The organism is Klebsiella sp. MBT K-1 (assembly GCF_002556465.1).
Classification (GTDB): domain Bacteria; phylum Pseudomonadota; class Gammaproteobacteria; order Enterobacterales; family Enterobacteriaceae; genus Klebsiella; species Klebsiella grimontii.
On record NZ_PDEL01000018.1, the window covers coordinates 51,155 to 76,183 of the forward strand.

The following is a 25,029-nucleotide window of genomic DNA, read 5'->3' on the forward strand; positions in this document are numbered from 1 at the left end:
AGCTCTTCATGCTGTTAGCGCAAATTTCCGATACCCATTTCCGCAGCCGCGGCCAGAAGCTGTACGGCTTTATTGACGTCAACGCCGCTAATGCCGACGTCGTCTCCCAGTTGAACGCCCTGCAGGAGCGTCCGGACGCGGTGGTGGTGAGCGGCGATATCGTCAACTGCGGCCGCCCGGAAGAGTATGAGGTCGCCCGCCAGATCCTCGGCAGCCTGAACTATCCGCTGTATCTCATTCCCGGCAACCACGACGATAAAGCGCTGTTTCTGGAATACCTGCATCCGCTGTGCCCGCAGCTCGGCCGCGATGCGCAAAACATGCACTACGCGGTAGACGATTTTGCCACTCGCCTGCTGTTTATCGACTCCAGCCGCGCGGGTACGTCGAAAGGCTGGCTGACCGAGGAAACCATCAAGTGGCTGGAGTCTCAGCTGTTTGATGGCGGCGATAAACCGGCGACGGTGTTTATGCATCATCCGCCGCTGCCGCTGGGCAACGCGCAGATGGACCCTATCGCCTGCGAAAACGGCCATCGTCTGCTGGCGCTGGTTGAGCGTTTCCCGTCGCTGACGCGCATTTTCTGCGGCCATAACCACAGCCTGACCATGACCCAGTATCGCCAGGCCATCATCTCCACCATCCCGGGAACCGTCCACCAGGTGCCCTACTTTCATGAAGATACCCGACCGTATTACGACCTCTCTCCGGCGTCATGCCTGATGCATCGCCAGGTCGACGAGCAGTGGGTGAGCTATCAGCATCCGCTGACCCACTACGCCGGACCGTGGATGTACGACGAAAATATCAGCTGCCCAACGGAAGATCGCTAAACGCCATGCTTAGTCTGCAAAACATCAGTAAACAGTTTGACGGTAAACCGGCCCTCAGCACCCTGTCGCTGGATATTCGCGAAGGGGAATTCGTGGTGCTGGTGGGCCCGTCCGGCTGCGGTAAAAGCACCCTGCTGCGCCTGCTCGCCGGGCTGGAGCCGGTCAGCGAGGGGGAGATCTGGCTGCACGATGAGAACATCACCGACATGTCGCCCAGAGAGCGTAATTTCGCGATGATCTTTCAGAACTATGCGCTGTTTCCGCACCTGTCGGTGCGCGACAACATCACTTTCGGCATGAAGGTACGCAAAGAGGAGAAAACCAGCTGGCAGCCGCGGGTGGATAAAGTCGCGCAAATGCTGCAGCTGGATACCCTGCTCGATCGCAAGCCGGCGAAGCTCTCCGGCGGCCAGCGGCAGCGGGTGGCGATGGCGCGGGCGATTGTGCGCAATCCGCGCCTGTTCCTGATGGATGAGCCGCTCTCTAACCTTGACGCCCGCCTGCGTAGCGAAGTGCGCGACAGCATTATGGACCTCCACCAGCAGCTCAGAACCAGCACCGTCTACGTCACCCATGACCAGACGGAAGCGATGTCGATGGCCGACCGCATCGTGGTGATGAACGGCGGCCACGTACAGCAGGTCGGGCGACCGGAGTATCTGTACGCCAACCCGGCCAACCTGTTTGTCGCCGGGTTTATCGGATCTCCGGCGATGAATCTGCTCTCGCTGCCCTGCGCTGATGGTGAGGTATTACTGGGTGAGCTGCGCTATCCGCTGCCGCCGCGCTACCGTGAAGAATCCCGGGTGTGGTTAGGCATTCGCCCGGAACATATCAGCGACCGCGTGGAGGAGAGCCATCTGCGCCTGCCCACCACCGTGCTGCAACGAGAACTGATGGGAGCCGATTATCTGCTCCACGTCAGCACCCCCATCGGCACCCTACGCTTTAGCCGTCGCCATCGCGGCGCGGTGCCGGAGAAAGGCGATTCGCTGATCCTCGGCTTTTCACCTGCCGATGTGCATCTTTTTCATGCTGAGAAACAGCATAATTTACTGATGGAGACAGACCATGTTTAAACCTCTCACCGCTCTCGCGGTTGGGCTCAGCCTTGCCCTGAGCGGCGCGGCGCAGGCGAAAGAGAAGATCGACTTCATGTTTCCGGCGCCGGTGGACGGTAAGCTGACCATGGAGATGACCCGCGTCATTAAGCAATTCAACGAGTCGCAGCAGGATGTCGAAGTGCGCGGGATCTTTACCGGTAACTACGACACCACCAAGATCAAAGCCGAATCAGCGCAGAAGGCCGGACAGCCGCCCGCGCTGGTGATTATGTCCGCTAACTTCACCACCGATCTGGCGCTGAAGGATGAGATCCTGCCGATGGATGAGCTGTTCCAGTATGGCGATCAAAAAGCCGGGGATTTTCTGGTGAAGGCGTTCTGGCCCGCAATGCATAAAAACGCCCAGGTGATGGGCACCACCTATGCGATCCCGTTCCATAACTCGACGCCGATCCTCTACTACAACAAAACAATGTTCGATCGGGCCGGTATCAAACAGCCGCCGCAAACCTGGGCCGAGCTGCTGGCGGACGCCAGAAAGCTGACCGACGAAAGCAAAGGCCAGTGGGGGATCATGCTGCCGTCGACCAACGATGATTACGGCGGCTGGATCTTCTCGGCGCTGGTGCGCGCCAACGGCGGGAAATACTTTAACGAGGACTATCCGGGCGAAGTCTATTACAACACGCCAACCACCATCGGCGCCCTGCGCTTCTGGCAGAACCTGGTCTATAAAGACAAAGTTATGCCTTCCGGCGTGCTGAATTCGAAACAGATCGGCGCCAGCTTCTTCTCCGGCAAAGTCGGAATGGCGATGCTGAGCACCGGCGCGCTGGGCTTTATGCGCGAGAACAGCAAAGATTTTGAGCTGGGCGTGGCGATGCTGCCGGCCAAAGAGCAGCGCGCGGTACCGATCGGCGGCGCCAGCCTGGTGAGCTTCAAGGGCATCAACGACGCGCAGAAAAAAGCGGCGTATCAGTTCCTGACGTATCTGGTGAGCCCGCAGGTCAACGGCGCCTGGAGCCGCTTTACCGGCTACTTCTCCCCGCGTAAGGCCGCCTACGATACGCCGGAAATGAAGGCGTATCTGCAGCAGGATCCGCGCGCGGCTATCGCCCTCGAACAGCTGAAGTATGCCCATCCGTGGTACTCCACCTGGGAGACCGTTGCCGTGCGTAAAGCGATGGAAAACCAGCTGGCCGCGGTGGTCAATGATGCCAACGTTACCCCGGAAGCCGCGGTGCAGGCGGCGCAGAAGGAAGCCGATGCGCTGATGAAGCCCTACGTCGATAAGACCGCGCTGGCGGAAGTGAAGTAAACTTTTCCCTCTCCCTGCCCCTCTCACAAAAGGAGAGGGAAACGTTCAGCGTCGCTTTTTCGCCGTCACGACAGAGGAAAAAAAAGCAGGCCATACGACGTATGGCCTGAAAATGAAACAACGATTAGATTCCTGCCGTCTCGCGGATATATTTGCGCGCTTTTACGGCGTATTCGAATGGGTTGGCCAGCGCCGGATCCTGCTCGGCCTCAACCACCATCCAGCCTTTATAGCCATGTTCATCCAGCAGTTTGAACACCGGACGGAAATCAATGACGCCGTCGCCCGGCACGGTGAAGGTCCCCTTCTTCACGCCGTCAAGGAAGGAGAGCCCTTCGCGACGCACCTGCTCGATCACCGGCGGACGCACGTCTTTCAGGTGTACGTGGTTAATGCGCGGCAGATATTTTTTCAGAATCGCCAGCATCGGCTCTTCGCCGCCTTCGGAATACCAGGCGTGTCCGGTGTCGTAGAGCAGGAAGACTTTGTCATCCACCAGCGACATAAACTTGTCGATCTCTGCCGTCGTCTGGATACCGGTACCCATATGGTGATGCAGACAGACCTGCATGCCCTTTTCCGCCGCCAGACGACCGAGGGTGTTATAGCCTTCCGCCACCCGCTGCCACTCTTCTTCGCTAAAGCACGGTTTCGCATTCTCCAGGATGGGCTTTTCCAGCCCCTGAATGCTGCCGCTCTGCTCGGAGCAGCCGATGACTTTCGCGCCCATAGCATGCAGAAAATTCATGTGGTTAACGAATTCGTCAATGGTCTTTTCCCGCTGGCCGTTAGCAAAAAAGGTGCTGAACCAGGCGTTGCAAATCTGAATGCCGCGGATATCCAGCATCGGCTTGAGAACCGCCGGATCGCGCGGATATTTGCTGCCGACTTCGCTGCCGGTAAAGCCCGCCAGCGCCATTTCGCTGACGATTTGCTGGAAAGTATTTTCGCTGCCCAGCTCCGGCATATCGTCGTTAGTCCAGCCAATCGGGGCGATGGCCAGTTTTACGTTATCTTTGTTCATAGTAGGGGCTCCTGCCGCTGCGCCTTACCGGCGCAGCAATTCACGTTCGATGAGTTCACGGGTTTCCACTGCCTGGTATTTCATTTTTTCCGGGTAACCGAACAGCGAGGTGGCCACAATTGGCTCACCGCCGACCTTGAAGGTCTGTTCGGCAAATTTCATATCGCGCAGAGTGCGGAACAGCGCGTCGAAATCAACATCCCCTTCCCCGACGCCCACGTGCTGGTGAACGACGGCATCTACGCCCGGTGGGTTAACGATATAGCGGCAATGTTTTGTATGGTTGCGGGTATCCGCGATCAGCACGTGGGAGAGATCGCTTCCCGCGTAGCGCAGCATCTTCTCAACGTCGCCCACGCCTTTGTCATAGAAGAAGGTGTGCGGGACGCTGTAAACGTACTTCACGTTATCGCTGCGGAACGACTTCACGATATCGACGGTTTCGTTGTTCTCTTCGCAGAAGTCCCACGGATGCGCCTGAATTTCAACGCGGATGCCTTCGCGCTCAAAAATCGGCAGCAGCTCTTCCATGGAGCGATAGAACATCTCATCGCAAATCTCCGGCTGGTTAGGATCGCCGGAAAACTCGGTGTTGATCACCTGTACACCCATTTCAACCGCGATTTCGATCAGCCGTTTCCAGTTTTTCACTGCCGCCTGACGGCGCAGCTCATCCGGACCGGACCAGCGATAGACGCAGATAAACGAAGAGAGCTCCACGCCGGTATCGCGCAGCGCCTGCTTGTACTCAGCCATAATTTCCCGGCTGGCCCGCGGGTGCTTGTAGAACGGGTTGATCTGCGGGTGCGGCGATTGCTCAATGTATTTGTAGCCCCATTCGGCCACCTGGTGGACCATGCGGGTAACCCCGAGGTCTTTAATAACATCAACGTCAAAAGCAATTTTCATCGTCGTTACCTGTGCAAAGAAGTTCCGTCAGCAAAGCGGGATTAGCGTTTGTAGAATGCCGGGCATTCAGGCAGCGTCACCTCAACCGGGTCGCTGGTTCCCTGCGCTTTGATACAGGCGTCGGCAGCGACGGACGCCGCGTAGCCATCCCACGCCGATGGGCCATGCAGCTGGCCGGCCTGAACATCATTGATAAAGGCCTGCAGCTCAACGTCATACGCTTTGATAAAGCGATCCTTCCAGTCGGTCAGAATAGCGGTCGACAGGTTAGCGGCTTTGCGCATCTGCACGGCCGACGGCTCAGGCAGGCGGGCAATTCCGGTTTCCCCTACTACTTCACACTGGATGTCATAGCCGTACTGGCAGTTCACAAAGACTTCCACATCGATCAGCGTGCCTTTTTTGGTTTCAAACGACACGATCTGCGGGTCTTTCAGGCGCGCATGGGTGTGGGACGTGGAGCGCGGGAAGCGCACCTGCACGGAGCGATAGTCGTCATTCAGCAGCCAGCGCAGCACATCCAACTCGTGAATCAGGGTGTTGGTGATCGCCATATCGGTGGTGTAATTCTCGCCCACCGACTGGTTGCGGTGCGCGCAGCGCAGCATCAGCGGCGCGCCGATGTCGCCGTCATCGATCACTTTTTTCAGCGCCAGATAGCCTTCGTCGTAAGGGCGCATAAATCCAACCTGCACCAGGCGGCGACCGGCTTTCATTTCCGCATCAACGATACGGCGGCAGCCTTCCGCGCTCATCGCCAGCGGCTTCTCGCAGAACACCGGCTTCCCAGCGGCGATGGCGGCCAGCGTGTACTCTTCGTGGGTGGGGTCCCATGAGGTGACCAGAATGGCATCCACATCGCTGGCCTTAATCACGTCATGACCGTCGGCGTACACTTCGGCATGCACGCCCGGCAGCGCAACCGCGGCGCGCGCGTTCTCTTCGTTGATGTCCGAAACCGCCACTACCGTGGCTCCCTGCAGTACCTGAGTGCAACGACGGATATGTTCTTTACCGATAGCGCCGGCACCGATGACACCTAATTTGAGTGACATAGTTGGTTTTCTCCCGAGATTTGTAGGGTTCAGGGTTTGTGTTCTGTTTTAGTAATCCCGCGCCTGAGCGCGTTTTTCATTGATCATTTGCGCCACTTTGCGGATCCGTTCGGAGAGCGCAGACTGCGCGACGCCGACGTTCCACCAGCTGCCGTATTTGTGCACCATGGTTTTCGGCAGCACTTTAATGTCTATCAGGGTGCTGACGGTTTCGCGGCGCGCGGCGTCCAGCGCGTGGCGTAGTTCTTCTAGCGTCGTGACGCGCCAGGTTTTACAGCCGTAGCCGGCAGCGACAGTGGCGAAATCTACCGGCACCAGGCCGCCCTGCAGCTGGCCCGATTCGGCGCAGCGGAAGCGGAACTCGGTGCCGAAGCTGTCCATCCCGTGCTCCATTTGCAGGTTGTTAATGCAGCCGTTGGCCATGTTGTCGAGCAGCACGATGTTGATCTTCGCGCGCTCCTGTAGGGAGGTCACCAGCTCGGAGTGCAGCATCATGAACGAGCCGTCGCCGACCAGCGAATAGACCTCGCTTTGCGGCTGGGCTAACTTCACGCCCAGCGCGGCGCTGACTTCATACCCCATGCAGGAGTAGCCGTATTCAACGTGATAGGTGTTGGTGGCCCGGTTGCGCCAGACGCGCTGCAGGTCTCCCGGCAGGCTCCCCGCCGCCGCTACAATCACCGCATCCGCCAGCAGCGTTTCATTAAGTACGCCAAGAACGCTGCTTTGCGTCAGGGTGGAGTCGGTTATCTGGCGAAATTCGCGATACACCGATTCCCGATCCAGATGGTCGTCGATTTCCGGGACGAAAGCGGTTTCCTGCCACACCGCCTGGTAAACCCGCTGGGTCTCTTTCAGCTGGCGGCTCTGCACGCTTTCAATCTGCTCGCCCCAGCCAGCCTGCCAGGATTCGCCGGACAGGGCGCCGTCCAGGGCAGTGAGGGCTTCGCGGGCATCCGCCAGCATTGGAATCCCATCCAGCTTCCAGGCATCGAAGTTGCTGACGTTAATATTGAGGAAGCGCACGCCCGGGTGCTGGAAAATCCATTTTGACGAGGTGGTGAAATCGCTGAAACGGGTGCCAAGACCGATGACTAAGTCCGCCTCTTTCGCCAACAGGTTCGCCGCCAGGCAGCCGGTTTCGCCGACGCCGCCCACGTTATACGGATGCGAAGAGACAACGCTGCCTTTACCCGCCTGGGTTTCGGCAAACGGAACGCCGTAGCGCTCGGCAAAACGGGTCAACGCCTCGCCTGCGCCGGAGTATTTCACCCCGCCGCCGCAGACGATCAGCGGCTTACGGCTGGCTTTAATCGCCGCCACGGCATCCGCCAGCTGCGCGGCGCTGGCCGGGCGGCGGTCAAGGCGGTGTACCCGACGGGTAAAGAACGACTCCGGATAATCCCAGGCTTCGCCCTGGACATCCTGCGGCAGACAAAGCGTGACCGCACCGGTTTCCGCCGGGTCGGTCAACACGCGCATGGCGTTGATGCAGGCGCTCATCAGCTGTTCCGGACGGGTGATGCGATCCCAGTATTTACTCACCGCGCGAAACGCGTCGTTAGTGGTAATGCTGAGATCGTGGCTCTGTTCGATTTGCTGCAGCACCGGATCAGGCTGGCGGGTCGCAAACACATCGCCCGGCAGCAGCAGCAGCGGGATGCGGTTGGCAGTCGCGGTGGCGGCGGCGGTAATCATGTTTGCCGCGCCGGGGCCAATGGAGGAGGTACAGGCAATAATCTGACGACGCAGGGACTGTCTGGCAAAACCGGTAGCGACATGCGCCATCCCTTGCTCGTTACGCCCCTGATAGACCCGCATTTCACCGCTATCTTGTTCAAGGGCCTGCCCCATTCCCAGCACGTTGCCGTGGCCAAAGATAGCAAAGATGCCTTTGACGAACTTATGCTCTTCGCCATCGACTTCCAGGTACTGGTTATCCAGGAACTTCACCAGCGCCTGCGCCATTGTCAGTCTCAGTTTGCCCATGTTGCCCAATCCTTATTGTTCAGTATTTGCGTGTGGGTTAGCGTTTTGCCTTGCGCAGCGATACGAGCGATGAGTCAGGAAAATCGTTAACGTCACTGGAATACTTTTGGATTATAGGCAAACATTTTTTTCATTAAATAGAAATACAGAAGAAATATTTCATTTTGCGAGAGGGATCAAACTCTCTATGCATTTCACCCGTTTCATTCGCATCCTGTATCGGGGATAACGCGCAAATTACGCGGTCCACCTCTTAATATCCCCTTAAAAATCATAGGTAAAGATAGATGTTCAACTGACGTCCGTTTAACTTTCAGCCGCTGTGCAGGATCCGAGGCAGAATGAGGCTCAGCGCGGCATAGTGGTATATCCCTCACATTTTTGGTTTTTTAATTTCGATCTAGTTTGCAAATGAAATATTTATTTCTCAAACTAAGGGTAACCAATAACCCTCAGGCTGTTTTCGGAGACGCTGTCGGCAGTCCGACTCTTCCGTACAGCAGAAATGCAAAAGGAAACCCTAGCTATGAATGCAGCAGTAAAGCGACTCGACGTCATCTGTATTGGCCGGGTGGCAGTCGATCTCTATGCCCAGCAGATTGGCGCGAGGCTGGAAGATGTCGCCAGTTTTTCTAAATACCTGGGTGGCTCTTCCGGCAACGTCGCCTTCGGCACCGCCATTCAGGGATTAAAATCGGCGATGCTCGCCCGCGTGGGCGATGAGCATAATGGCCGTTTTCTTCGCGAAACCCTGAGCCGCGCCGGCGTCGATACCGAATATCTGATCACCGATAAGCAGCGCCTGACGGCGTTAGTAATGCTGGGGATTAAAGATCAGGAGACGTTTCCGCTGATTTTTTACCGCGATAACTGCGCCGATATGGCCCTTTCGCCAGAAGATATTAAGGAAGAGTACATCGCCTCTTCCCGGGCGCTGGCGGTAACCGGCACCCACCTTTCGCACGCCAACACGCGCGAAGCGGTGCTGAAGGCGCTGGAGTACGCACGCCGTCACGGCCTGCGCACCGCGCTGGATATCGACTATCGTCCGGTGCTTTGGGGTTTAACCTCTTTAGGTGACGGTGAAACGCGTTTCATTGAATCCGGCCAGGTGACCAGCCAACTGCAGGAAGTCCTGCATCTGTTCGATTTGGTGGTCGGTACTGAAGAAGAGTTTCATATTGCCGGCGGCAGCACCGATACCCTGACCGCGCTGAAAAACGTGCGTAACGCCACGAAAGCGACGCTGGTTTGCAAGCGCGGCCCGATGGGCTGCGTGGTGCTGGAAGGCGCCATTCCCGACAGCTGGGATAGCGTGCCGCTACAGCAGGGCGTACGCGTAGACGTGCTTAACGTGCTGGGCGCGGGCGATGCCTTTATGTCCGGCCTGCTGCGCGGCTGGCTTAACGATGAAGGCTGGGAGCAGGCCTGTCGCTACGCTAACGCCTGCGGCGCGCTGGTGGTTTCACGCCACGGCTGCGCGCCCGCGATGCCGACCAAAGCCGAGCTTGACGACTATCTGTCGCGGGCAGAATCGGTCCCGCGTCCGGATATCGACGATCGCCTCAACCATCTGCATCGCGTCACCAGCCGCCGCCAGGCGTGGCCGGAGCTGTGCATTTTCGCCTTTGACCACCGTAAACAGCTGGCAGATCTGGCGCTGGAAACCGGGCGTGATGAATCCTGCATTCCGCAACTGAAGCTGCTGCTGCTGGCGGCCGCGGAAGCCGCCGCAGACGAAGCCGGTCTTGACGGTCGCAGCGGCATCCTCGCCGATGGCACCTACGGCCAGCGCTCGCTCAATGCCATCACCGGCAAGGGCTGGTGGATTGGTCGGCCGATTGAAATGCCGAGCTCGCGCCCGCTGCGCCTGGAACATGGCAACATCGGTTCCCAGCTGATCGACTGGCCGCTGGAGCACGTGGTGAAATGCCTGGTCTTCTATCATCCGGCCGATCCCGCCGAGCTGCGCGCCGAACAGGATGCGCTGCTGCTGGAGGTCTGGCAGGCGTGCAACAAGTCCGGGCATGAGCTGCTGCTGGAAATCATCCTGCCGGAAAACGGCCCGGATAAAGATGAACGCCACTACCACGACATGCTGGAGCACTTCTATCAGCTGGGCATCCAGCCGGACTGGTGGAAGCTGCCGCCGCTGTCGAGCGCGGAATGGGAAAGGATCGGCAAACTGATCGCGCGAGAAGATAGCTGGTGCCGCGGGATCTTAATCCTCGGCCTGGACGCCCCTTCGGACCGTCTGCGCGCCGGTTTTGCCGAAGCGGCGAAGCATCCGATGATCAAAGGTTTTGCCGTAGGACGCACCATTTTTGGCCAGCCTTCACGGCGCTGGATGCAGGGCGAGCTCAGCGACGAGGCGCTGATTAACGAAGTGAAACGCAACTACCTTACGCTCATCGGCTACTGGCGAGAAGCCCGCGGCTGATTCAGCCCCCGCCCGCATCCTCTTTCGAAGATGCGGGCTTTTTTCTGGATCTTCGTGAAATGAATCGCGTATTTCATCGTAGTAAATGAAAAATTCGCTTCATTTGATACACTGGAAATTATATTCCTTTCATTTTCTCAGAGCGCAATCTATGGCCAATAATCCGACCCAACTTACCATCTTGCAGGATGAAATCAGGCGTCGCTACGACACGTTAAGCAAACGCCTGAAACAGGTAGCCCGCTATATTCTCGATAACAGCAATAGCGTGGCTTTCGACACCGTGGCCTCTATCGCGCAACAAGCTGATGTCCCCCCTTCCACGCTGATCCGCTTCGCTAACGCCTTTGGTTTTAGCGGCTTCAACGAAATGAAGCAGATGTTCAAGCAGCATCTGATGGAAGAGACGGCTAACTATACCGAGCGCGCGCGTCTGTTCCGCCAGACCACGACGGATGACGCAACCCCGCCGGAAACGCCGACCGAAATCCTGAATATGTTCACCATGGTCAATACCCAGGCGCTGCAGCAGCTGGCGATGCAGACCTCCGGCGACGATCTGCAGCGCGCGGTCGCGCTGCTGGCGGAAGCGGAGAATATCTACGTTATTGGCCTGCGCCGCTCCTTTAGCGTCGCCTCCTATTTGACCTACGCTCTGCGCCATCTGGACCGTAAAGCATTTCTGATTGACGGTCTGGGCGGCATGTTTACCGAGCAGCTCAGCCTGGTCGGGCCGAAAGATGTCGTGGTGGCGGTGAGCTTCTCTCCGTATGCGCGGGAAGTGGTTGAACTGGTGGAGCTCGGCGCGCAGCGTAAAGCACGACAGATAGCGATTACCGACAGCCAGGTCAGCCCGCTGGCGGCCTTCAGCGACGTCTGCTTTGTGGTGCGCGAGGCGCAGGTTGATGGTTTCCGTTCGCAGGTGGCCTCGCTGTGCCTGGCCCAGACGCTGGCGGTCTCGCTGGCGCTGAACAGCAGCAAGGATGCAGAAACGAAGCAGCTGGCTTAAATTTTTCATGCCTCCCGGATGGCGACGTAAACGTCTTATCCGGGCTACTTGTCCGCAGACGACGGTAAACCCGTAGCCCGGCTAAGCGCAGCGCAAGCCGGGGATGTGCCAGAATTGCGACGACGATCTTATTCGGGCTATAGGATCAAAAAGGCCGGCTAGCGTTGCTAACCGGCCTTTTTATTATCAACCAATGTTAATCGTGGCGGGGATAATCAGGGCTGTTGATCCACGCGTGATCCTCTTCCCAGGTAAACATCCATTTGCGATCCGGACCGGCCATTACGTTCAGATAGTAGCTGTCATACCCGGCAATCGCCGCCACCGGATGGTAGCCGCGCGGCACCATGACCACATCGTGGTTGTAGGGAGCCATGCAGGCATCGAGGCTGCGATCATCGGTGTAGACGCGCTGGAAGGCAAAACCCTGCGGCGGATCGAAACGGTGATAGTAGGTCTCTTCCAGCTGGGTTTCCTGGCCCGGCAGCGCCGTATCGTGCTTGTGCGACGGCCATGAGCTGGTCGCCCCTTCCTCGGTGTAAACCTCCACCACCAGCAGGCAGTCCGCCTGCGCGCTATCCGGCAGAATATTGTGCACCAGGCGCTGGTTGCGCCCCTTACCCCGATGCTCTACGCCCACGTCCTGCGGGGAGATAACTCGAGCCGGTAAAGTTCCTTTACCCGGGGCGCTGCATACGGCCAGCTCGAGGTCTGAATCTGCCGTCACTTCGACTTTATCCTGCGGCGGCACGTAGACTGACCAGGGCGGCGTCCGCTCAAACGGCGACATACGCTGGCCGAGGTTCGGGAAATCCGCCCGCGTGGTTTTTACCGAAGCCAGGCCGGCGACCAGCACCAGGCACAGTTCGCGATCGCCGCTTTCCAGGGTGACGGTTTGTCCTTTCTTTAACATCCAGACATCAAAACCAATGTACTTCCACCCCGCGCTCTGTGGGGTGATGTGCTGAATCTGCCCTTCTTTTTTTGCTTTAGCCAGTAAAGACATGGCGCTCTCCTTCGCCGATTAGCCTAACGTCGGCATACTGAATTCAGATACGGTTTGCTGACCCTGCGGCCAGCGGACGGTGGCGGTTTTCATACGCGTATAGAAGCGCACGCCGTCCGGGCCATGCACGTTCAGTGCGCCGAATACGGAGCGTTTCCAGCCGCCAAAGCTATGGAAGGCCATGGGAACGGGTACCGGTACGTTGACCCCAACCATTCCGGCCTGGACATCATGGACAAATTCACGCGCGGTGTGGCCGTTGCTGGTAAAGACGGCGCTGCCGTTGCCAAACTCATGGCTGTTCACCAGCTCCAGCGCGCTGTGGTAATCCGCCACGCGGACAATCCCCAGCACCGGGCCAAAAATCTCTTCGCGCCAGATAGTCATCTCCGGCGTGACGTTGTCGAACAGCGTTCCGCCAACGTAGTACCCCTCTTCAAACCCTGGCACCTGCGGCTTACGGCCATCAACCACCAGCGTCGCCCCCTCGCTGACCCCTTTATCAATATATCCCAGCACTTTTTTCTGATGGGTATCGGAGACGACCGGCCCCATTTCGTTCTCCTCTTTTCCGCGCATACAGCCCGGCCCCACCTTCAGGGACTCCACCAGCGGCTTCAGGCGCGCAATCAGTTTATCCGCCGTCTCATCGCCGACGGCGACCACCACCGGCAGCGCCATGCAGCGCTCGCCCGCCGAGCCGAACGCGCCGCCCATAATGGCGTTCACGGTGGCATCCAGATCGGCATCCGGCATCACAATCGCGTGGTTTTTCGCCGCGCCAAACGCCTGTACTCGCTTGCCATAGGCGCTGGCGGTTTTATAAATATGCTCCGCCACGCCGGACGAGCCCACGAAACTTACCGCCGCGATCCGCGGGTCCCGGTAGAGCTGCTCAGCGTCTTCATTACTGCAGTGCACCACGTTAAAGACGCCATCCGGCAGCCCTGCTTCTTTCAGCAATTCCGCCAGACGCACCGCGGCGGTCGGCGCCAGCGCTGGCGGCTTGAGGACAAAGCTGTTGCCGCAGGCCAGCGCCAGCGGGAACATCCACATCGGCACCATCGCCGGGAAGTTGAACGGCGTAATGCCCGCCACCACGCCCAGCGGCTGCATCAGCGAATAGCTATCAACGCCGGTGCCGACATCCGATGAGAACTCCCCTTTGATCAGATGCGGAATACCGCAGGCAAACTCGACGACTTCCATGCCGCGCGTCAGCTCACCCATCGCGTCGGAAAACACTTTACCGTGCTCGCTGACGATAATCCCCGCCAGCTCTTCAGCATGCTGTTCCAGTAACATTTTAAAATTGAACATCACGCGCGCGCGGCGCAGCGGCGTGGTGCGCGACCAGCTCTCAAAAGCATCACGCGCCACCTGAATGGCGTCAGAGACTTCCTGCGCGGTCGATAACGTGACTTCGCGGACCACTTTGCCCGTCGCGGGGTCGAATACCGGCATTGTTTTGTTGCTGCCGCTGGTAACGGTTTTCCCGCCAATAAAGTTTCCTGTGATAGTCATGCTCTCGCCTCATCTGTATGGGGTATCGGGGGCCAACGCAGTACGGCCCATTACTGGATCTGCTGTGCTATAACCGTAGTAAAATGAAATTAATATTTCAATATTGATAGCTAATGAAATTCAATTTTGGTGACGATGGTCGCAATTTATTGTAAGGAAACGCCGCCTTACGCGCTAAAGTCCGTTAAAAAGAGATTAGACGTAGCGCATCCTGGAACCAGCAGCAATGAAAGCACAACAGAAAAATATTTTGCGAGTCGGCTCAAAAAACCGCCATTTCATACATTGCTAATTTTGGAATAAATGTTTTGACTATGAGGCATTCGAACGAATTCGATCCCTACGTTTCAGGAGAGTCAAAATGGCTATTGCATCGCAACGTTTCTGCATCAACCGCAAGATCGCCCCGTCACTCAGCATTGAGGCCTTTTTCCGGCTGGTGAACAGCCTCGGGCTGAACAAAGTCGAGCTACGTAACGACCTCCCCAGCGGAAAAGTAACCGACAACCTGAGCCATCAGCAGGTGCGGGAGTTGGCTGACCGCTACCATATTGAGATCCTCACGATCAACGCGGTCTACCCCTTCAACTGCCGCACCGCAGAGGTTCGTAGCCTGACGGAGTCATTGTTAAAAGAAGCCAAAGCCGTTGGCGCCAAATCGCTGGTGCTGTGCCCGCTGAACGATGGTACCGAGGTTCCGGCGAGCGAAACCCTTAACGCCCTGCGCGACCTGGCGCCGCTATTCGCCTTCTACGGCATTCAGGGGCTGGTGGAACCGCTCGGTTTCCCGCAGAGCTCGCTGCGCTCCTCGGCGCAGGCGCAAACGCTAATCCACGACGCGCGGGTGCCGTTTAAGCTGCTGATCGATACCTTCCATCATCATCTTTATCCGCAGGCGGAGCAGGAGTTTAACCAGGTGGATATCGGCGAAATCGGTCTGGTCCATCTTTCCGGCGTAGAGGATACCCGCCCGCGCGAAGCCCTTACCGACAATGAGCGCATCATGCTGAGCGCAAAAGACCAGCTGCAAAGCTGCGAGCAGGTCAAAAACCTGGAGGCGCGCGGCTATCAGGGCGTGTATGCGTTCGAGCCCTTCGCGCCGGAGCTGGCAAACTGGAGCGAAGACGATATCCGCCGCGAAATCGAGCAGAGCATCGCGTTAATTCAGCGCCACTGCGCCTGAAGCGAATAAGCGAAGGCGCGCGTGATTTCCCTCCTTTTGTCATCAGGTTGCCTATACTCGCAGCAGGATAAATGGAGAAATCGATCATGAGCGCACCTCTGCTGATTGCCCGCACGCTGGATAAACAGCTGCATTTACTGCCCGCTATGGCCAACCGCCACGGCTTAATTACCGGCGCCACGGGGACCGGTAAAACCGTCACCCTGCAAAAGCTGGCGGAGTCGTTCTCGGAGATCGGCGTTCCGGTATTTATGGCCGATGTGAAAGGCGACCTCACCGGTATCGCCGAGTCGGGCCAAAGTTCGGAAAAGCTGCAGGCGCGTCTGGAAAAAATCGGCGCAACGGACTGGCAGCCGCACGCTAATCCGGTGGTTCTATGGGATATTTTCGGCGAAAAAGGCCACCCGTTGCGCGCCACGGTTTCCGATCTCGGGCCGCTGCTGCTGGCGCGCCTGCTCAACCTCAATGAGGTTCAGTCCGGGGTGCTGAATATCATCTTCCGTATCGCCGACGATCGCGGGCTGCTGCTGCTCGACTTTAAAGACCTGCGCGCCATTACCCAATACATTGGCGACAACGCCAAAGCGTTTCAGAACCAGTACGGCAATATCAGCAGCGCCTCCGTTGGGGCGATTCAGCGCGGGTTACTTACCCTTGAGCAGCAGGGCGCGGAGCACTTTTTCGGCGAACCTATGCTCGATATTCAGGACTGGATGCGCGTCGACGCTGAGGGTAAAGGGGTGATTAATATCCTGAGCGCCGAGAAGCTCTACCAGATGCCGAAGCTGTACGCCGCCAGCCTGCTGTGGATGCTCTCAGAGCTTTACGAACGGCTGCCGGAGGCCGGCGACCAGGAGAAGCCAAAGCTGGTCTTTTTCTTTGATGAAGCGCATCTGCTGTTTAACGATGCGCCGCAGGTGCTGCTGGATAAAATCGAGCAGGTTATCCGCCTGATTCGCTCTAAGGCCGTCGGTGTTTATTTCGTTTCGCAAAACCCGGCGGACATTCCCGATGCGGTACTCGGGCAACTGGGCAATCGCGTGCAGCACGCTCTGCGTGCCTTCACGCCGAAAGATCAAAAAGCGGTAAAAACCGCCGCGCAAACCATGCGCGCGAATCCGGCGTTCAATACCGAACAGGCGATCCAGGAGCTGGGCACGGGGGAGGCGCTGATCTCCTTTCTTGATGAGAAAGGCAGCCCTTCAATAGTGGAACGCGCAATGGTTATCGCCCCCTGCTCGCGTATGGGGCCGGTCACCGATGACGAACGTAACGGACTGCTTAACCACTCGTCGCTGTACGGGAAATATGAAGAAGAGATCGACCGTGAATCGGCCTTTGAAAGGCTGCAACAGGGCGTTCAGAGCACAACGGAGCAACAGCAGTCGCCGCCGGTAAAAGGCCAGCAAAACGGCGATGACGACGGCCTGCTCGGCGGATTAAAAGACATTCTGTTCGGTACCACCGGGCCGCGCGGTGGCAAACGCGACGGTATCGTACAAACGGCAGCCAAGAGCGCGGTGCGTCAGGTGACCAACCAGATAGTCAGGGGAATGCTGGGAAGCTTGCTTGGCGGGCGGAAACGCTAAAAAAACGCCCCCTTTCTGACTTCAGGAAGGGGGCGCGTTACGTCAGGATTTGCGCATCATCAGCCAGAGGCTCAGCAAGAAGAAGCTGGCGCTCGGCAGCAGCGCGCCGATAATCGGCGGAATGCCGTATACCAGGGTTAGCGGGCCGAAAATCTGGTCCAGCACGTAGAAGATGAAGCCGAAGCTGATCCCGGTCACTACCCTGACGCCCATTGGCACGCTACGCAGCGGGCCAAAGATAAACGACAGCGCCATCAGCATCATCACCGCCACCGACAGCGGCTGGAAGATTTTGCTCCACATATTGAGCTGATAGCGGCCCGGATCCTGACCGCTGGACTTCAGATAGGTGACATAGTTGTGCAGGCCGCTGATGGACAGTGCGTCCGGGTCCAGCGCCACCACGCCGAGCTTATCCGGGGTCAGGTTGGTCTTCCAGGTCCCGCTGACCGTCTGCGTTCCGGTGACCTGTTTCGGATCGGTCAGGTTGGATTCATCCACCTGCGACAGCCGCCAGAGCTTATTCTCGGTATCGAATTTGGCCGACGCGGCATAGCGAACGGACTGCAGGCGGCGCTGGTCGTTAAAGGCGTAGATGCTCACTCCGCCCAGCTCATCGCTGCCTTTTACCCGCTCGATATACACAAAGTTATGGCCGTCTTTCGCCCACAGCCCCTGCTGCGTGGAAAGCAGCGACCCACCGTACATCTGCTGAGCACGATAGTTACGCGCCATCTGCTCGCCCTGCGGGGCAACCCACTCGCCTATCGCCATGGTCAGCAGCACCAGCGGAATCGCGGTTTTCATCACCGACAGCGCCACCTGCAGGCGGGTAAAGCCTGAAGCCTGCATCACCACCAGTTCGCTGCGCTGCGCCAGCATCCCCAGCCCCAGCAGCGCGCCGAGCAGCGCCGCCATCGGGAAGAAGATTTGGATATCTTTCGGCACGCTGAGAATCGTGTAGATTCCGGCCCCCAGCGCATCATAGTTGCCCTGCCCGGCCTTTTTCAGCTGGTCGACAAACTTGATGATGCCGGAGAGGGAAACCAGCATGAACAGGGTCATCATGATGGTGTTGAAAATCGTCTTACCGATATAACGGTCAAGTACCCCAAACGCCTGCATCACGCCGCTCCTTTGTTAAAACGGGCACGGAAGCGGCGCATCGGCACCGTATCCCACAGGTTCAACAGCACGGCCAACGCGAAATAGAGCAGGTTTACCGCCCACATCCAGATCATCGGGTCCATTTTGCCTTTACCGCCGCTCGATTTAATCGACGTTTGCAGCAGGAAGAACACCAGATAGAGCAGCATCGCCGGCAGCATCGACAGCACGCGGCCCTGGCGAGGGTTCACCACGCTAAGCGGCACCACCATCAGCGCCATGATGAACACCGTCGCGACCAGCGTGAAGCGCCAGTGCAGCTCCGCCCGGGCGCGATCGGTATCGGTACGCCACAGGGTGCGCATATCCATCTGCTCGGTATCGTTCGGATCGGATGCCACGGCCTGATGGCCGACAATCGCCTGATAGTTTTTAAAGTCGGTAATGCGGAAGTCGCGCAGCATCGCGGTGCCTTCAAAGCGGGTGCCCTGATTCATGGTCACCACCTGCGAGCCGTCTTTACGCAGCGAGAGCTCGCCGGTATCCGCGACCACCACCGACGGGCGCGCGTTGCCTCGCGGCCGCAGCTGAGCGAGGAAAACGTCGCTGAAGCGGTTGCCGTTGACGTTCTCAATAAACAGCACCGCGCTGCCGTCGCTGGCCTGCTGGAACTGGCCCTGAGCCAGCGCCGCCATGCCGGGGTTCGCTTTCGCTTCCGCCAGCACTTCATCCTGGTGACGAGAAGACCAGGGGCCGGCCCACATCACGTTGACCGCCGCGACGATGCCCGTAAAGAGCGCCAGAATCATGGCGGCTTTCACCAGCACGGCCTTGCTCAGGCCGCAGGCGTGCATCACCGTGATTTCGCTTTCGGTATACAGTTTGCCCAGCGTCATCAGCAGCCCGAGGAATAAGCTCAGGGGCAGAATGAGCTGCGCCATTTCAGGTACGCCCAGCCCTAACAGCGAGAGCACCAGATTGGTCGGGATATCGCCATCAACAGCGGCGCCGAGGATCCTGACCAGTTTCTGACAGAAGAAAATGAGTAGCAGGATGAATAGGATCGCCAACTGGCTTTTCAGCGTCTCACGAACCAGATATCTTATGATTATCACTATAAATACGCCCGTAAAAACCCGTTTTATTGCAGGAAAATTGCTTGTTTCATGGCTTAAACGTCATTTATTCTCTTTGGTCGTCGAAAACATCGCTAAGATTAAATGACTCGCTGGTTCTGCGTATCAGGATCTTTTCTGACGAACCAAGGCCGTAATAACGTTAAGATTAACACGAAGTCACCACAACAGCGGACATGAGTTACGAAAGCTTTCAATTCTATCCGTAGCCACCGTCGTTGTCTTTAAGATTCAGGAGCGTAGTGCATGGAGTTCAGTGTAAAAAGCGGTAGCCCGGAGAAGCAGCGGAGCGCCTGTATCGTGGTCGGCGTCTTTGAACCACGGCGCCTCTCCCCCATCGCCGAACAGCTTGATAAAATTAGCGACGGTTATATCAGCGCCCTGCTGCGTCGCGGCGAGCTGGAAGGCAAACCTGGCCAGACTTTATTGCTGCACCATGTGCCGAACATTCTGTCGGAGCGCATTCTGCTTATTGGCTGCGGTAAAGAGCGCGAGCTGGATGAGCGTCAATACAAGCAGGTCATTCAGAAAACTATCAATACGCTGAATGATACTGGCTCGATGGAAGCCGTCTGCTTCCTGACTGAGCTGCACGTCAAAGGCCGCAATAACTACTGGAAAGTGCGTCAGGCGGTCGAGACCGCCAAAGAGACGCTGTACAGCTTTGACCAGTTGAAAACCAACAAAAGCGAGCCGCGCCGCCCGCTGCGTAAAATGGTTTTCAACGTCCCGACCCGTCGCGAGCTGACCAGCGGCGAACGCGCCATTCAGCACGGTCTGGCGATTGCCGCCGGTATTAAAGCGGCAAAAGATCTCGGCAATATGCCGCCAAACATCTGTAACGCTGCCTATCTGGCTTCTCAGGCGCGCCAGCTGGCCGATACCTACAGTAAGAACGTCATTACCCGCGTTATCGGCGAACAGCAGATGAAAGAGCTGGGAATGAACTCTTATCTGGCGGTCGGCAACGGTTCGCAGAACGAATCACTGATGTCGGTTATCGAATACAAAGGCAGCCCGGCGGAGGATGCGCGTCCTATCGTGCTGGTCGGTAAAGGCCTGACCTTTGACTCCGGCGGCATCTCCATCAAGCCAGCCGAAGGCATGGACGAGATGAAATACGATATGTGCGGCGCGGCGGCGGTGTACGGCGTAATGCGCATGGTGGCAGAACTTCAGCTGCCGCTGAACGTTGTCGGCGTGCTTGCCGGATGTGAAAACATGCCGGGTGGTCGCGCCTACCGACCAGGCGACGTGTTGACCACGATGTCCGGGCAAACGGTTGAAGTGCTGAACACCGATGCCGAAGGGCGTCTGGTGCTGTGCGATGTGCTGACCTACGTCGAGCGCTTCGAGCCGGAGACGGTAATCGACGTGGCGACGCTGACCGGCGCCTGCGTGATAGCGCTGGGCCATCACATCACCGGCCTGATGTCGAACCACAATCCGCTGGCCCACGAGCTGATCGGCGCCTCCGAACTGGCGGGCGATCGCGCATGGCGTCTGCCGCTTGGCGACGAGTTCCAGGAACAGCTGGAGTCTAACTTCGCCGATATGGCGAACATCGGCGGCCGTCCAGGCGGAGCGATTACCGCGGGCTGCTTCCTGGCGCGCTTTACCCGCAAGTACAACTGGGCGCACCTGGATATCGCCGGTACCGCGTGGCGTTCCGGGAAAGCCAAAGGCGCGACCGGTCGTCCGGTGGCGATGCTGTCGCAGTTCCTGCTCAACCGCGCTGGATTTACCGGCGAAGAGTGATGCAACGTGCCGGGTGTACCCGGCCTACTAACGACAGTACATCGTAGGCCGGGTCCACCCGGCTTAAGCATTTAAAGTCATCACAAGAAGCCCCATATATGAAAAACGCAACGTTCTACCTTCTGGACAACGACACACAACAAGACGGTCTGAGCGCCGTTGAACAACTGGTGTGTGACATTGCCGCAGAACGTTGGCGCAGCGGCAAGCGAGTGCTCATCGCCTGCGAAGATGAGCAGCAGGCCATTCGTCTGGATGAGGCGCTGTGGGCGCGGCCAGCGGAAAGTTTTGTTCCGCATAATCTGGCGGGAGAAGGTCCGCGCGGCGGCGCGCCGGTGGAGATCGCCTGGCCGCAAAAGCGCAACAGTAGCCCGCGGGATATACTGATTAGCCTGCGGCTAAACTTTGCAGATTTTGCCACCGCTTTCACAGAAGTGATAGACTTCGTCCCTTATGAAGATTCTTTGAAACAACTGGCGCGCGAACGTTATAAAGCGTACCGCATGGCTGGTTTCAACCTGAACACGGCAACCTGGAAATAATGGAAAAGACATACAACCCCCAAGATATCGAACAGCCGCTTTACGAGCACTGGGAAAAGCAGGGCTATTTCAAGCCTAACGGCGATGAAAGCAAAGAGTCCTTCTGCATCATGATCCCGCCGCCGAACGTCACCGGCAGTTTGCATATGGGTCATGCCTTCCAGCAAACCATCATGGATACCATGATTCGCTACCAGCGCATGCAGGGTAAAAACACCCTGTGGCAGGCCGGTACCGACCACGCGGGTATCGCTACCCAGATGGTGGTTGAGCGTAAGATTGCCGCCGAAGAAGGTAAAACCCGCCACGACTACGGTCGCGACGCCTTTATCGATAAAATCTGGCAGTGGAAAGCGGAGTCCGGCGGCACCATTACCCGCCAGATGCGCCGCCTGGGCAACTCCGTGGACTGGGAGCGCGAGCGCTTTACCATGGACGAAGGCCTGTCCAACGCCGTCAAAGAAGTCTTTGTCCGCCTGTATAAAGAAGATCTGATCTACCGCGGCAAGCGCCTGGTCAACTGGGACCCGAAACTGCGCACCGCTATCTCCGATCTGGAAGTGGAAAACCGCGAGTCTAAAGGCTCGATGTGGCATATCCGCTATCCGCTGGCCGACGGCGCGAAAACCGCTGACGGTAAAGATTATCTGGTCGTCGCCACCACCCGACCGGAGACCGTGCTGGGCGATACCGGCGTGGCCGTTAACCCGGAAGATCCGCGCTATAAAGACCTTATCGGCAAATTCGTGATCCTGCCGCTGGTTGACCGCCGCATTCCGATCGTTGGCGATGAACACGCCGATATGGAAAAAGGCACCGGCTGCGTGAAGATCACCCCGGCGCACGACTTTAACGACTATGAAGTCGGTAAGCGTCACGCCCTGCCGATGATCAACATCCTGACCTTTGACGGCGACATCCGCGAAACCGCGGAAGTTTACGATACCAAAGGCAACGAGTCTGACGTCTACTCAAACGCCATCCCGACGGAGTTCCAGAAGCTGGAGCGCTTTGCCGCGCGTAAAGCGGTGGTTGCCGCTATCGATGCCCTGGGCCTGCTGGACGAGATTAAACCGCACGACCTGACCGTCCCTTACGGCGACCGCGGCGGCGTGGTGATCGAACCGATGCTGACCGACCAGTGGTATGTGCGTGCCGACGTGCTGGCAAAACCGGCGGTTGAAGCGGTTGAGAACGGCGACATTCAGTTCGTGCCGAAACAGTACGAAAACATGTACTTCTCCTGGATGCGCGATATTCAGGACTGGTGTATCTCCCGCCAGCTGTGGTGGGGTCACCGCATCCCGGCATGGTACGACAACGACGGCAACGTCTACGTTGGCCGCACCGAAGACGAAGTACGTCAGGAAAATAACCTCGGCGCCGACGTGGCGCTGCGCCAGGACGAAGACGTTCTCGATACCTGGTTCTCCTCCGCGCTGTGGACCTTCTCCACCCTCGGCTGGCCGGAAAATACCGATGCCCTGCGCCAGTTCCACCCAACCAGCGTGATGGTTTCCGGCTTCGATATCATCTTCTTCTGGATTGCCCGCATGATCATGATGACCATGCACTTCATCAAAGATGAAAACGGCAAGCCGCAGGTGCCGTTTAAAACCGTCTACATGACCGGCCTGATCCGCGATGACGAAGGCCAGAAGATGTCCAAATCGAAGGGCAACGTTATCGACCCGCTGGATATGGTCGACGGCATTTCCCTGCCGGAGCTGCTGGAAAAACGCACCGGTAACATGATGCAGCCGCAGCTGGCGGAAAAAATCGCCAAACGCACCGAGAAACAGTTCCCGAATGGCATTGAGCCGCACGGCACCGACGCCCTGCGCTTTACTCTGGCGGCGTTGGCCTCTACCGGCCGCGATATCAACTGGGATATGAAGCGTCTGGAAGGTTACCGTAACTTCTGCAACAAACTGTGGAACGCCAGCCGCTTTGTGCTGATGAACACCGAAGATCAGGATTGTGGCTTTAACGGCGGTGAAATGACCCTGTCGCTGGCGGACCGCTGGATCCTCGCGGAATTCAACCAGACCGTCAAAGCCTACCGCGAGGCGCTGGACGGCTTCCGTTTCGATATCGCCGCGGGCATTCTGTATGAGTTCACCTGGAACCAGTTCTGCGACTGGTATCTGGAGCTGACCAAGCCGGTGATGAACGGCGGTTCCGAGTCTGAACTGCGCGGCACCCGCAATACCCTGGTGACCGTGCTGGAAGGTCTGCTGCGCCTGGCGCATCCGATCATCCCGTTCATCACCGAAACCATCTGGCAGCGCGTGAAGGTCATTTGCGGTATCACTGCCGATACCATCATGCTGCAGCCGTTCCCGCAGTACGATGCGTCTCAGGTTGACGAAGCGGCGCTGGCCGATACCGAATGGCTGAAGCAGGCGATCGTCGCCGTGCGTAACATCCGTGCGGAAATGAACATCGCCCCAGGTAAGCCGCTGGAGCTGCTGCTGCGCGGTTGCAGCGAAGCCGCGGTTCGTCGCGTGAACGACAACCGTAGCTTCCTGCTGAACCTGGCGCGTCTGGAAAGCATCACCGTGCTGCCCGCCGATGATAAAGGTCCGGTTTCGGTGACCAAAATTATTGACGGCGCCGAGCTGCTGATCCCGATGGCTGGTCTTATCAACAAAGAAGATGAGCTGGCGCGCCTCGCGAAAGAAGTGACAAAAATCGAAGGCGAGATTGGCCGCATCGAAAGCAAGCTCTCCAACGAAGGCTTTGTGGCGCGCGCGCCGGAAGCGGTGATCGCCAAAGAGCGTGAGAAGCTGGAAGGTTACGCGGAAGCGAAAGCGAAGCTGATTGAGCAGCAGGCGGTTATCGCCGCGCTGTAATTCACTCGCCCCTTATCCCATCCGGGTAAGGGGCGTTTTCTGTGAAAGATCCTCGCTTGCACTCTCCCCTTCCGCAATGTTATTAACAACATTATCCGTCATCATTTTGCAATGAGTCTTCACATGAATACGAGCGCAACCCTACCGCTAACCCTGCGCCGCATCACGGCTAATGACAATCCGGCGATAGCTAACGTTATCCGCCAGGTTTCCGCCGAATATGGTCTGACCGCCGATAAAGGCTATACGGTCGCCGATCCGAATCTGGATCAACTCTATGAGCTTTATAGCCAACCGGGTTCCGCCTATTGGGTCGTTGAGCTGAATGGTGAAGTGGTTGGCGGCGGCGGCGTGGCGCCGCTCTCCTGCAGCGAGCCCGATATCTGCGAACTGCAGAAAATGTATTTTATGACCTCCGCGCGCGGCCGGGGGCTGGCGAAAAAGCTGGCGCTGATGGCCCTGGATTACGCCCGTGAACAAGGTTTCAAACGCTGCTATCTGGAAACCACCGCCTTCCTTAAAGAAGCGGTCGGTTTATATGAGCATCTCGGCTTTGAGCATATCGACGGGCCGCTGGGCTGCACCGGCCACGTTGACTGCGAAGTCACGATGCTGAAAGTACTGTAGCCCTGAGTGTTCCTTGTACCGGCCACAGCATCAGACAAAGACCACAACGCTAATCGGTGAT

19 protein-coding genes are annotated in these 25,029 nt (G+C 57.8%); 11 read left to right on the forward strand and 8 right to left on the reverse strand.

What is annotated here, in order from left to right; all coding sequences use genetic code 11:
- Nucleotides 1-8 precede the first annotated feature (8 nt).
- Genes CMQ96_RS23605 through CMQ96_RS23615 form a run of 3 tightly spaced genes read left to right on the forward strand, consistent with a single transcriptional unit; the run spans nucleotide 9 to nucleotide 3,215 of the window.
- Entirely contained in the window at nucleotides 9-833 is an 825-nt protein-coding gene (locus tag CMQ96_RS23605; protein WP_024360499.1) for a phosphodiesterase, read from the forward strand.
- Nucleotides 834-838: 5 nt separating this feature from the next.
- A complete protein-coding gene (locus CMQ96_RS23610) occupies nucleotides 839-1,912 on the forward strand; it encodes an ABC transporter ATP-binding protein (RefSeq protein ID WP_098067423.1) in 1,074 nt (357 codons plus the stop codon).
- Complete coding sequence (locus CMQ96_RS23615) at nucleotides 1,905-3,215, forward strand: ABC transporter substrate-binding protein (RefSeq protein ID WP_024360501.1); 1,311 nt, start codon at nucleotides 1,905-1,907, stop codon at nucleotides 3,213-3,215. Before CMQ96_RS23610 ends, CMQ96_RS23615 begins: the two co-directional genes overlap by 8 nt.
- Nucleotides 3,216-3,339: 124 nt before the next feature.
- Here CMQ96_RS23615 and iolE read toward each other — a convergent pair whose 3' ends face one another.
- The 4 genes from iolE to iolD are packed head-to-tail and all read right to left on the reverse strand — an operon-like array spanning nucleotide 3,340 to nucleotide 8,192.
- Complete coding sequence (gene iolE, locus CMQ96_RS23620; protein ID WP_004098147.1) at nucleotides 3,340-4,239, reverse strand: myo-inosose-2 dehydratase; 900 nt, start codon at nucleotides 4,237-4,239, stop codon at nucleotides 3,340-3,342.
- 24 nt (nucleotides 4,240-4,263) lie between these two features.
- Nucleotides 4,264-5,148, reverse strand: coding sequence for a sugar phosphate isomerase/epimerase family protein (locus CMQ96_RS23625; protein WP_004098146.1), 885 nt, complete (start codon nucleotides 5,146-5,148; stop codon nucleotides 4,264-4,266).
- Between the two features lie 41 nt (nucleotides 5,149-5,189).
- Nucleotides 5,190-6,203 (reverse strand): Gfo/Idh/MocA family protein, encoded by a 1,014-nt coding sequence (locus CMQ96_RS23630; protein ID WP_004136140.1) that lies wholly within the window; start codon nucleotides 6,201-6,203, stop codon nucleotides 5,190-5,192.
- A 48-nt stretch (nucleotides 6,204-6,251) separates the two neighbouring features.
- Nucleotides 6,252-8,192, reverse strand: coding sequence for a 3D-(3,5/4)-trihydroxycyclohexane-1,2-dione acylhydrolase (decyclizing) (gene iolD / locus CMQ96_RS23635; protein WP_098067424.1), 1,941 nt, complete (start codon nucleotides 8,190-8,192; stop codon nucleotides 6,252-6,254).
- Between the two features lie 526 nt (nucleotides 8,193-8,718).
- Between iolD and iolC the strand changes: the two genes are divergently transcribed.
- Both iolC and CMQ96_RS23645 read left to right on the forward strand, forming a co-directional pair.
- Nucleotides 8,719-10,632 carry a 5-dehydro-2-deoxygluconokinase gene (gene iolC / locus CMQ96_RS23640; protein ID WP_014227681.1) on the forward strand — a complete coding sequence of 638 codons (1,914 nt, stop codon included), beginning with the start codon at nucleotides 8,719-8,721 and terminating at the stop codon, nucleotides 10,630-10,632.
- 151 nt (nucleotides 10,633-10,783) lie between these two features.
- Nucleotides 10,784-11,641 (forward strand): MurR/RpiR family transcriptional regulator, encoded by an 858-nt coding sequence (locus CMQ96_RS23645; RefSeq protein ID WP_004098142.1) that lies wholly within the window; start codon nucleotides 10,784-10,786, stop codon nucleotides 11,639-11,641.
- Between the two features lie 196 nt (nucleotides 11,642-11,837).
- On the opposite strand, the gene iolB is transcribed toward CMQ96_RS23645, so the two are convergent.
- The gene (gene iolB / locus CMQ96_RS23650; RefSeq protein WP_004136145.1) at nucleotides 11,838-12,647 is read right to left on the reverse strand and encodes a 5-deoxy-glucuronate isomerase; all 810 of its coding nucleotides are present in this window, start codon (nucleotides 12,645-12,647) and stop codon (nucleotides 11,838-11,840) included.
- A gap of 18 nt (nucleotides 12,648-12,665) precedes the next feature.
- Nucleotides 12,666-14,171 (reverse strand): CoA-acylating methylmalonate-semialdehyde dehydrogenase, encoded by a 1,506-nt coding sequence (locus tag CMQ96_RS23655; RefSeq protein ID WP_004136147.1) that lies wholly within the window; start codon nucleotides 14,169-14,171, stop codon nucleotides 12,666-12,668.
- A 361-nt stretch (nucleotides 14,172-14,532) separates the two neighbouring features.
- On the opposite strand from CMQ96_RS23655, the gene CMQ96_RS23660 reads away from it, so the two are divergent.
- Nucleotides 14,533-15,354, forward strand: a complete 822-nt coding sequence (locus tag CMQ96_RS23660; protein ID WP_098067425.1) for a TIM barrel protein — start codon at nucleotides 14,533-14,535, stop codon at nucleotides 15,352-15,354.
- An 86-nt stretch (nucleotides 15,355-15,440) separates the two neighbouring features.
- Nucleotides 15,441-16,943 (forward strand): helicase HerA-like C-terminal domain-containing protein, encoded by a 1,503-nt coding sequence (locus tag CMQ96_RS23665; RefSeq protein ID WP_049088898.1) that lies wholly within the window; start codon nucleotides 15,441-15,443, stop codon nucleotides 16,941-16,943.
- A gap of 42 nt (nucleotides 16,944-16,985) precedes the next feature.
- On the opposite strand, the gene lptG is transcribed toward CMQ96_RS23665, so the two are convergent.
- On the reverse strand, nucleotides 16,986-18,068 hold the full coding sequence (gene lptG / locus CMQ96_RS23670; RefSeq protein ID WP_004136150.1) for an LPS export ABC transporter permease LptG: 1,083 nt from the start codon (nucleotides 18,066-18,068) through the stop codon (nucleotides 16,986-16,988).
- A complete protein-coding gene (gene lptF / locus CMQ96_RS23675) occupies nucleotides 18,068-19,165 on the reverse strand; it encodes an LPS export ABC transporter permease LptF (RefSeq protein ID WP_004128284.1) in 1,098 nt (365 codons plus the stop codon). The genes lptG and lptF overlap by 1 nt, the downstream gene beginning before the upstream one ends.
- A 267-nt stretch (nucleotides 19,166-19,432) precedes the next feature.
- Between lptF and pepA the strand changes: the two genes are divergently transcribed.
- The 4 genes from pepA to CMQ96_RS23700 all read left to right on the forward strand — a co-directional run bounded on the left by pepA (nucleotide 19,433) and on the right by CMQ96_RS23700 (nucleotide 24,968).
- Complete coding sequence (pepA, locus tag CMQ96_RS23685) at nucleotides 19,433-20,944, forward strand: leucyl aminopeptidase (protein ID WP_004136151.1); 1,512 nt, start codon at nucleotides 19,433-19,435, stop codon at nucleotides 20,942-20,944.
- A gap of 98 nt (nucleotides 20,945-21,042) precedes the next feature.
- Nucleotides 21,043-21,486 (forward strand): DNA polymerase III subunit chi, encoded by a 444-nt coding sequence (holC, locus tag CMQ96_RS23690; protein WP_004098129.1) that lies wholly within the window; start codon nucleotides 21,043-21,045, stop codon nucleotides 21,484-21,486.
- A complete protein-coding gene (locus CMQ96_RS23695) occupies nucleotides 21,486-24,341 on the forward strand; it encodes a valine--tRNA ligase (RefSeq protein WP_098067426.1) in 2,856 nt (951 codons plus the stop codon). Before holC ends, CMQ96_RS23695 begins: the two co-directional genes overlap by 1 nt.
- A 123-nt stretch (nucleotides 24,342-24,464) precedes the next feature.
- Nucleotides 24,465-24,968: a GNAT family N-acetyltransferase gene (locus CMQ96_RS23700; protein WP_024360506.1), complete on the forward strand. Its 504-nt coding sequence runs from the start codon at nucleotides 24,465-24,467 to the stop codon at nucleotides 24,966-24,968.
- Nucleotides 24,969-25,029: the final 61 nt, after the last annotated feature.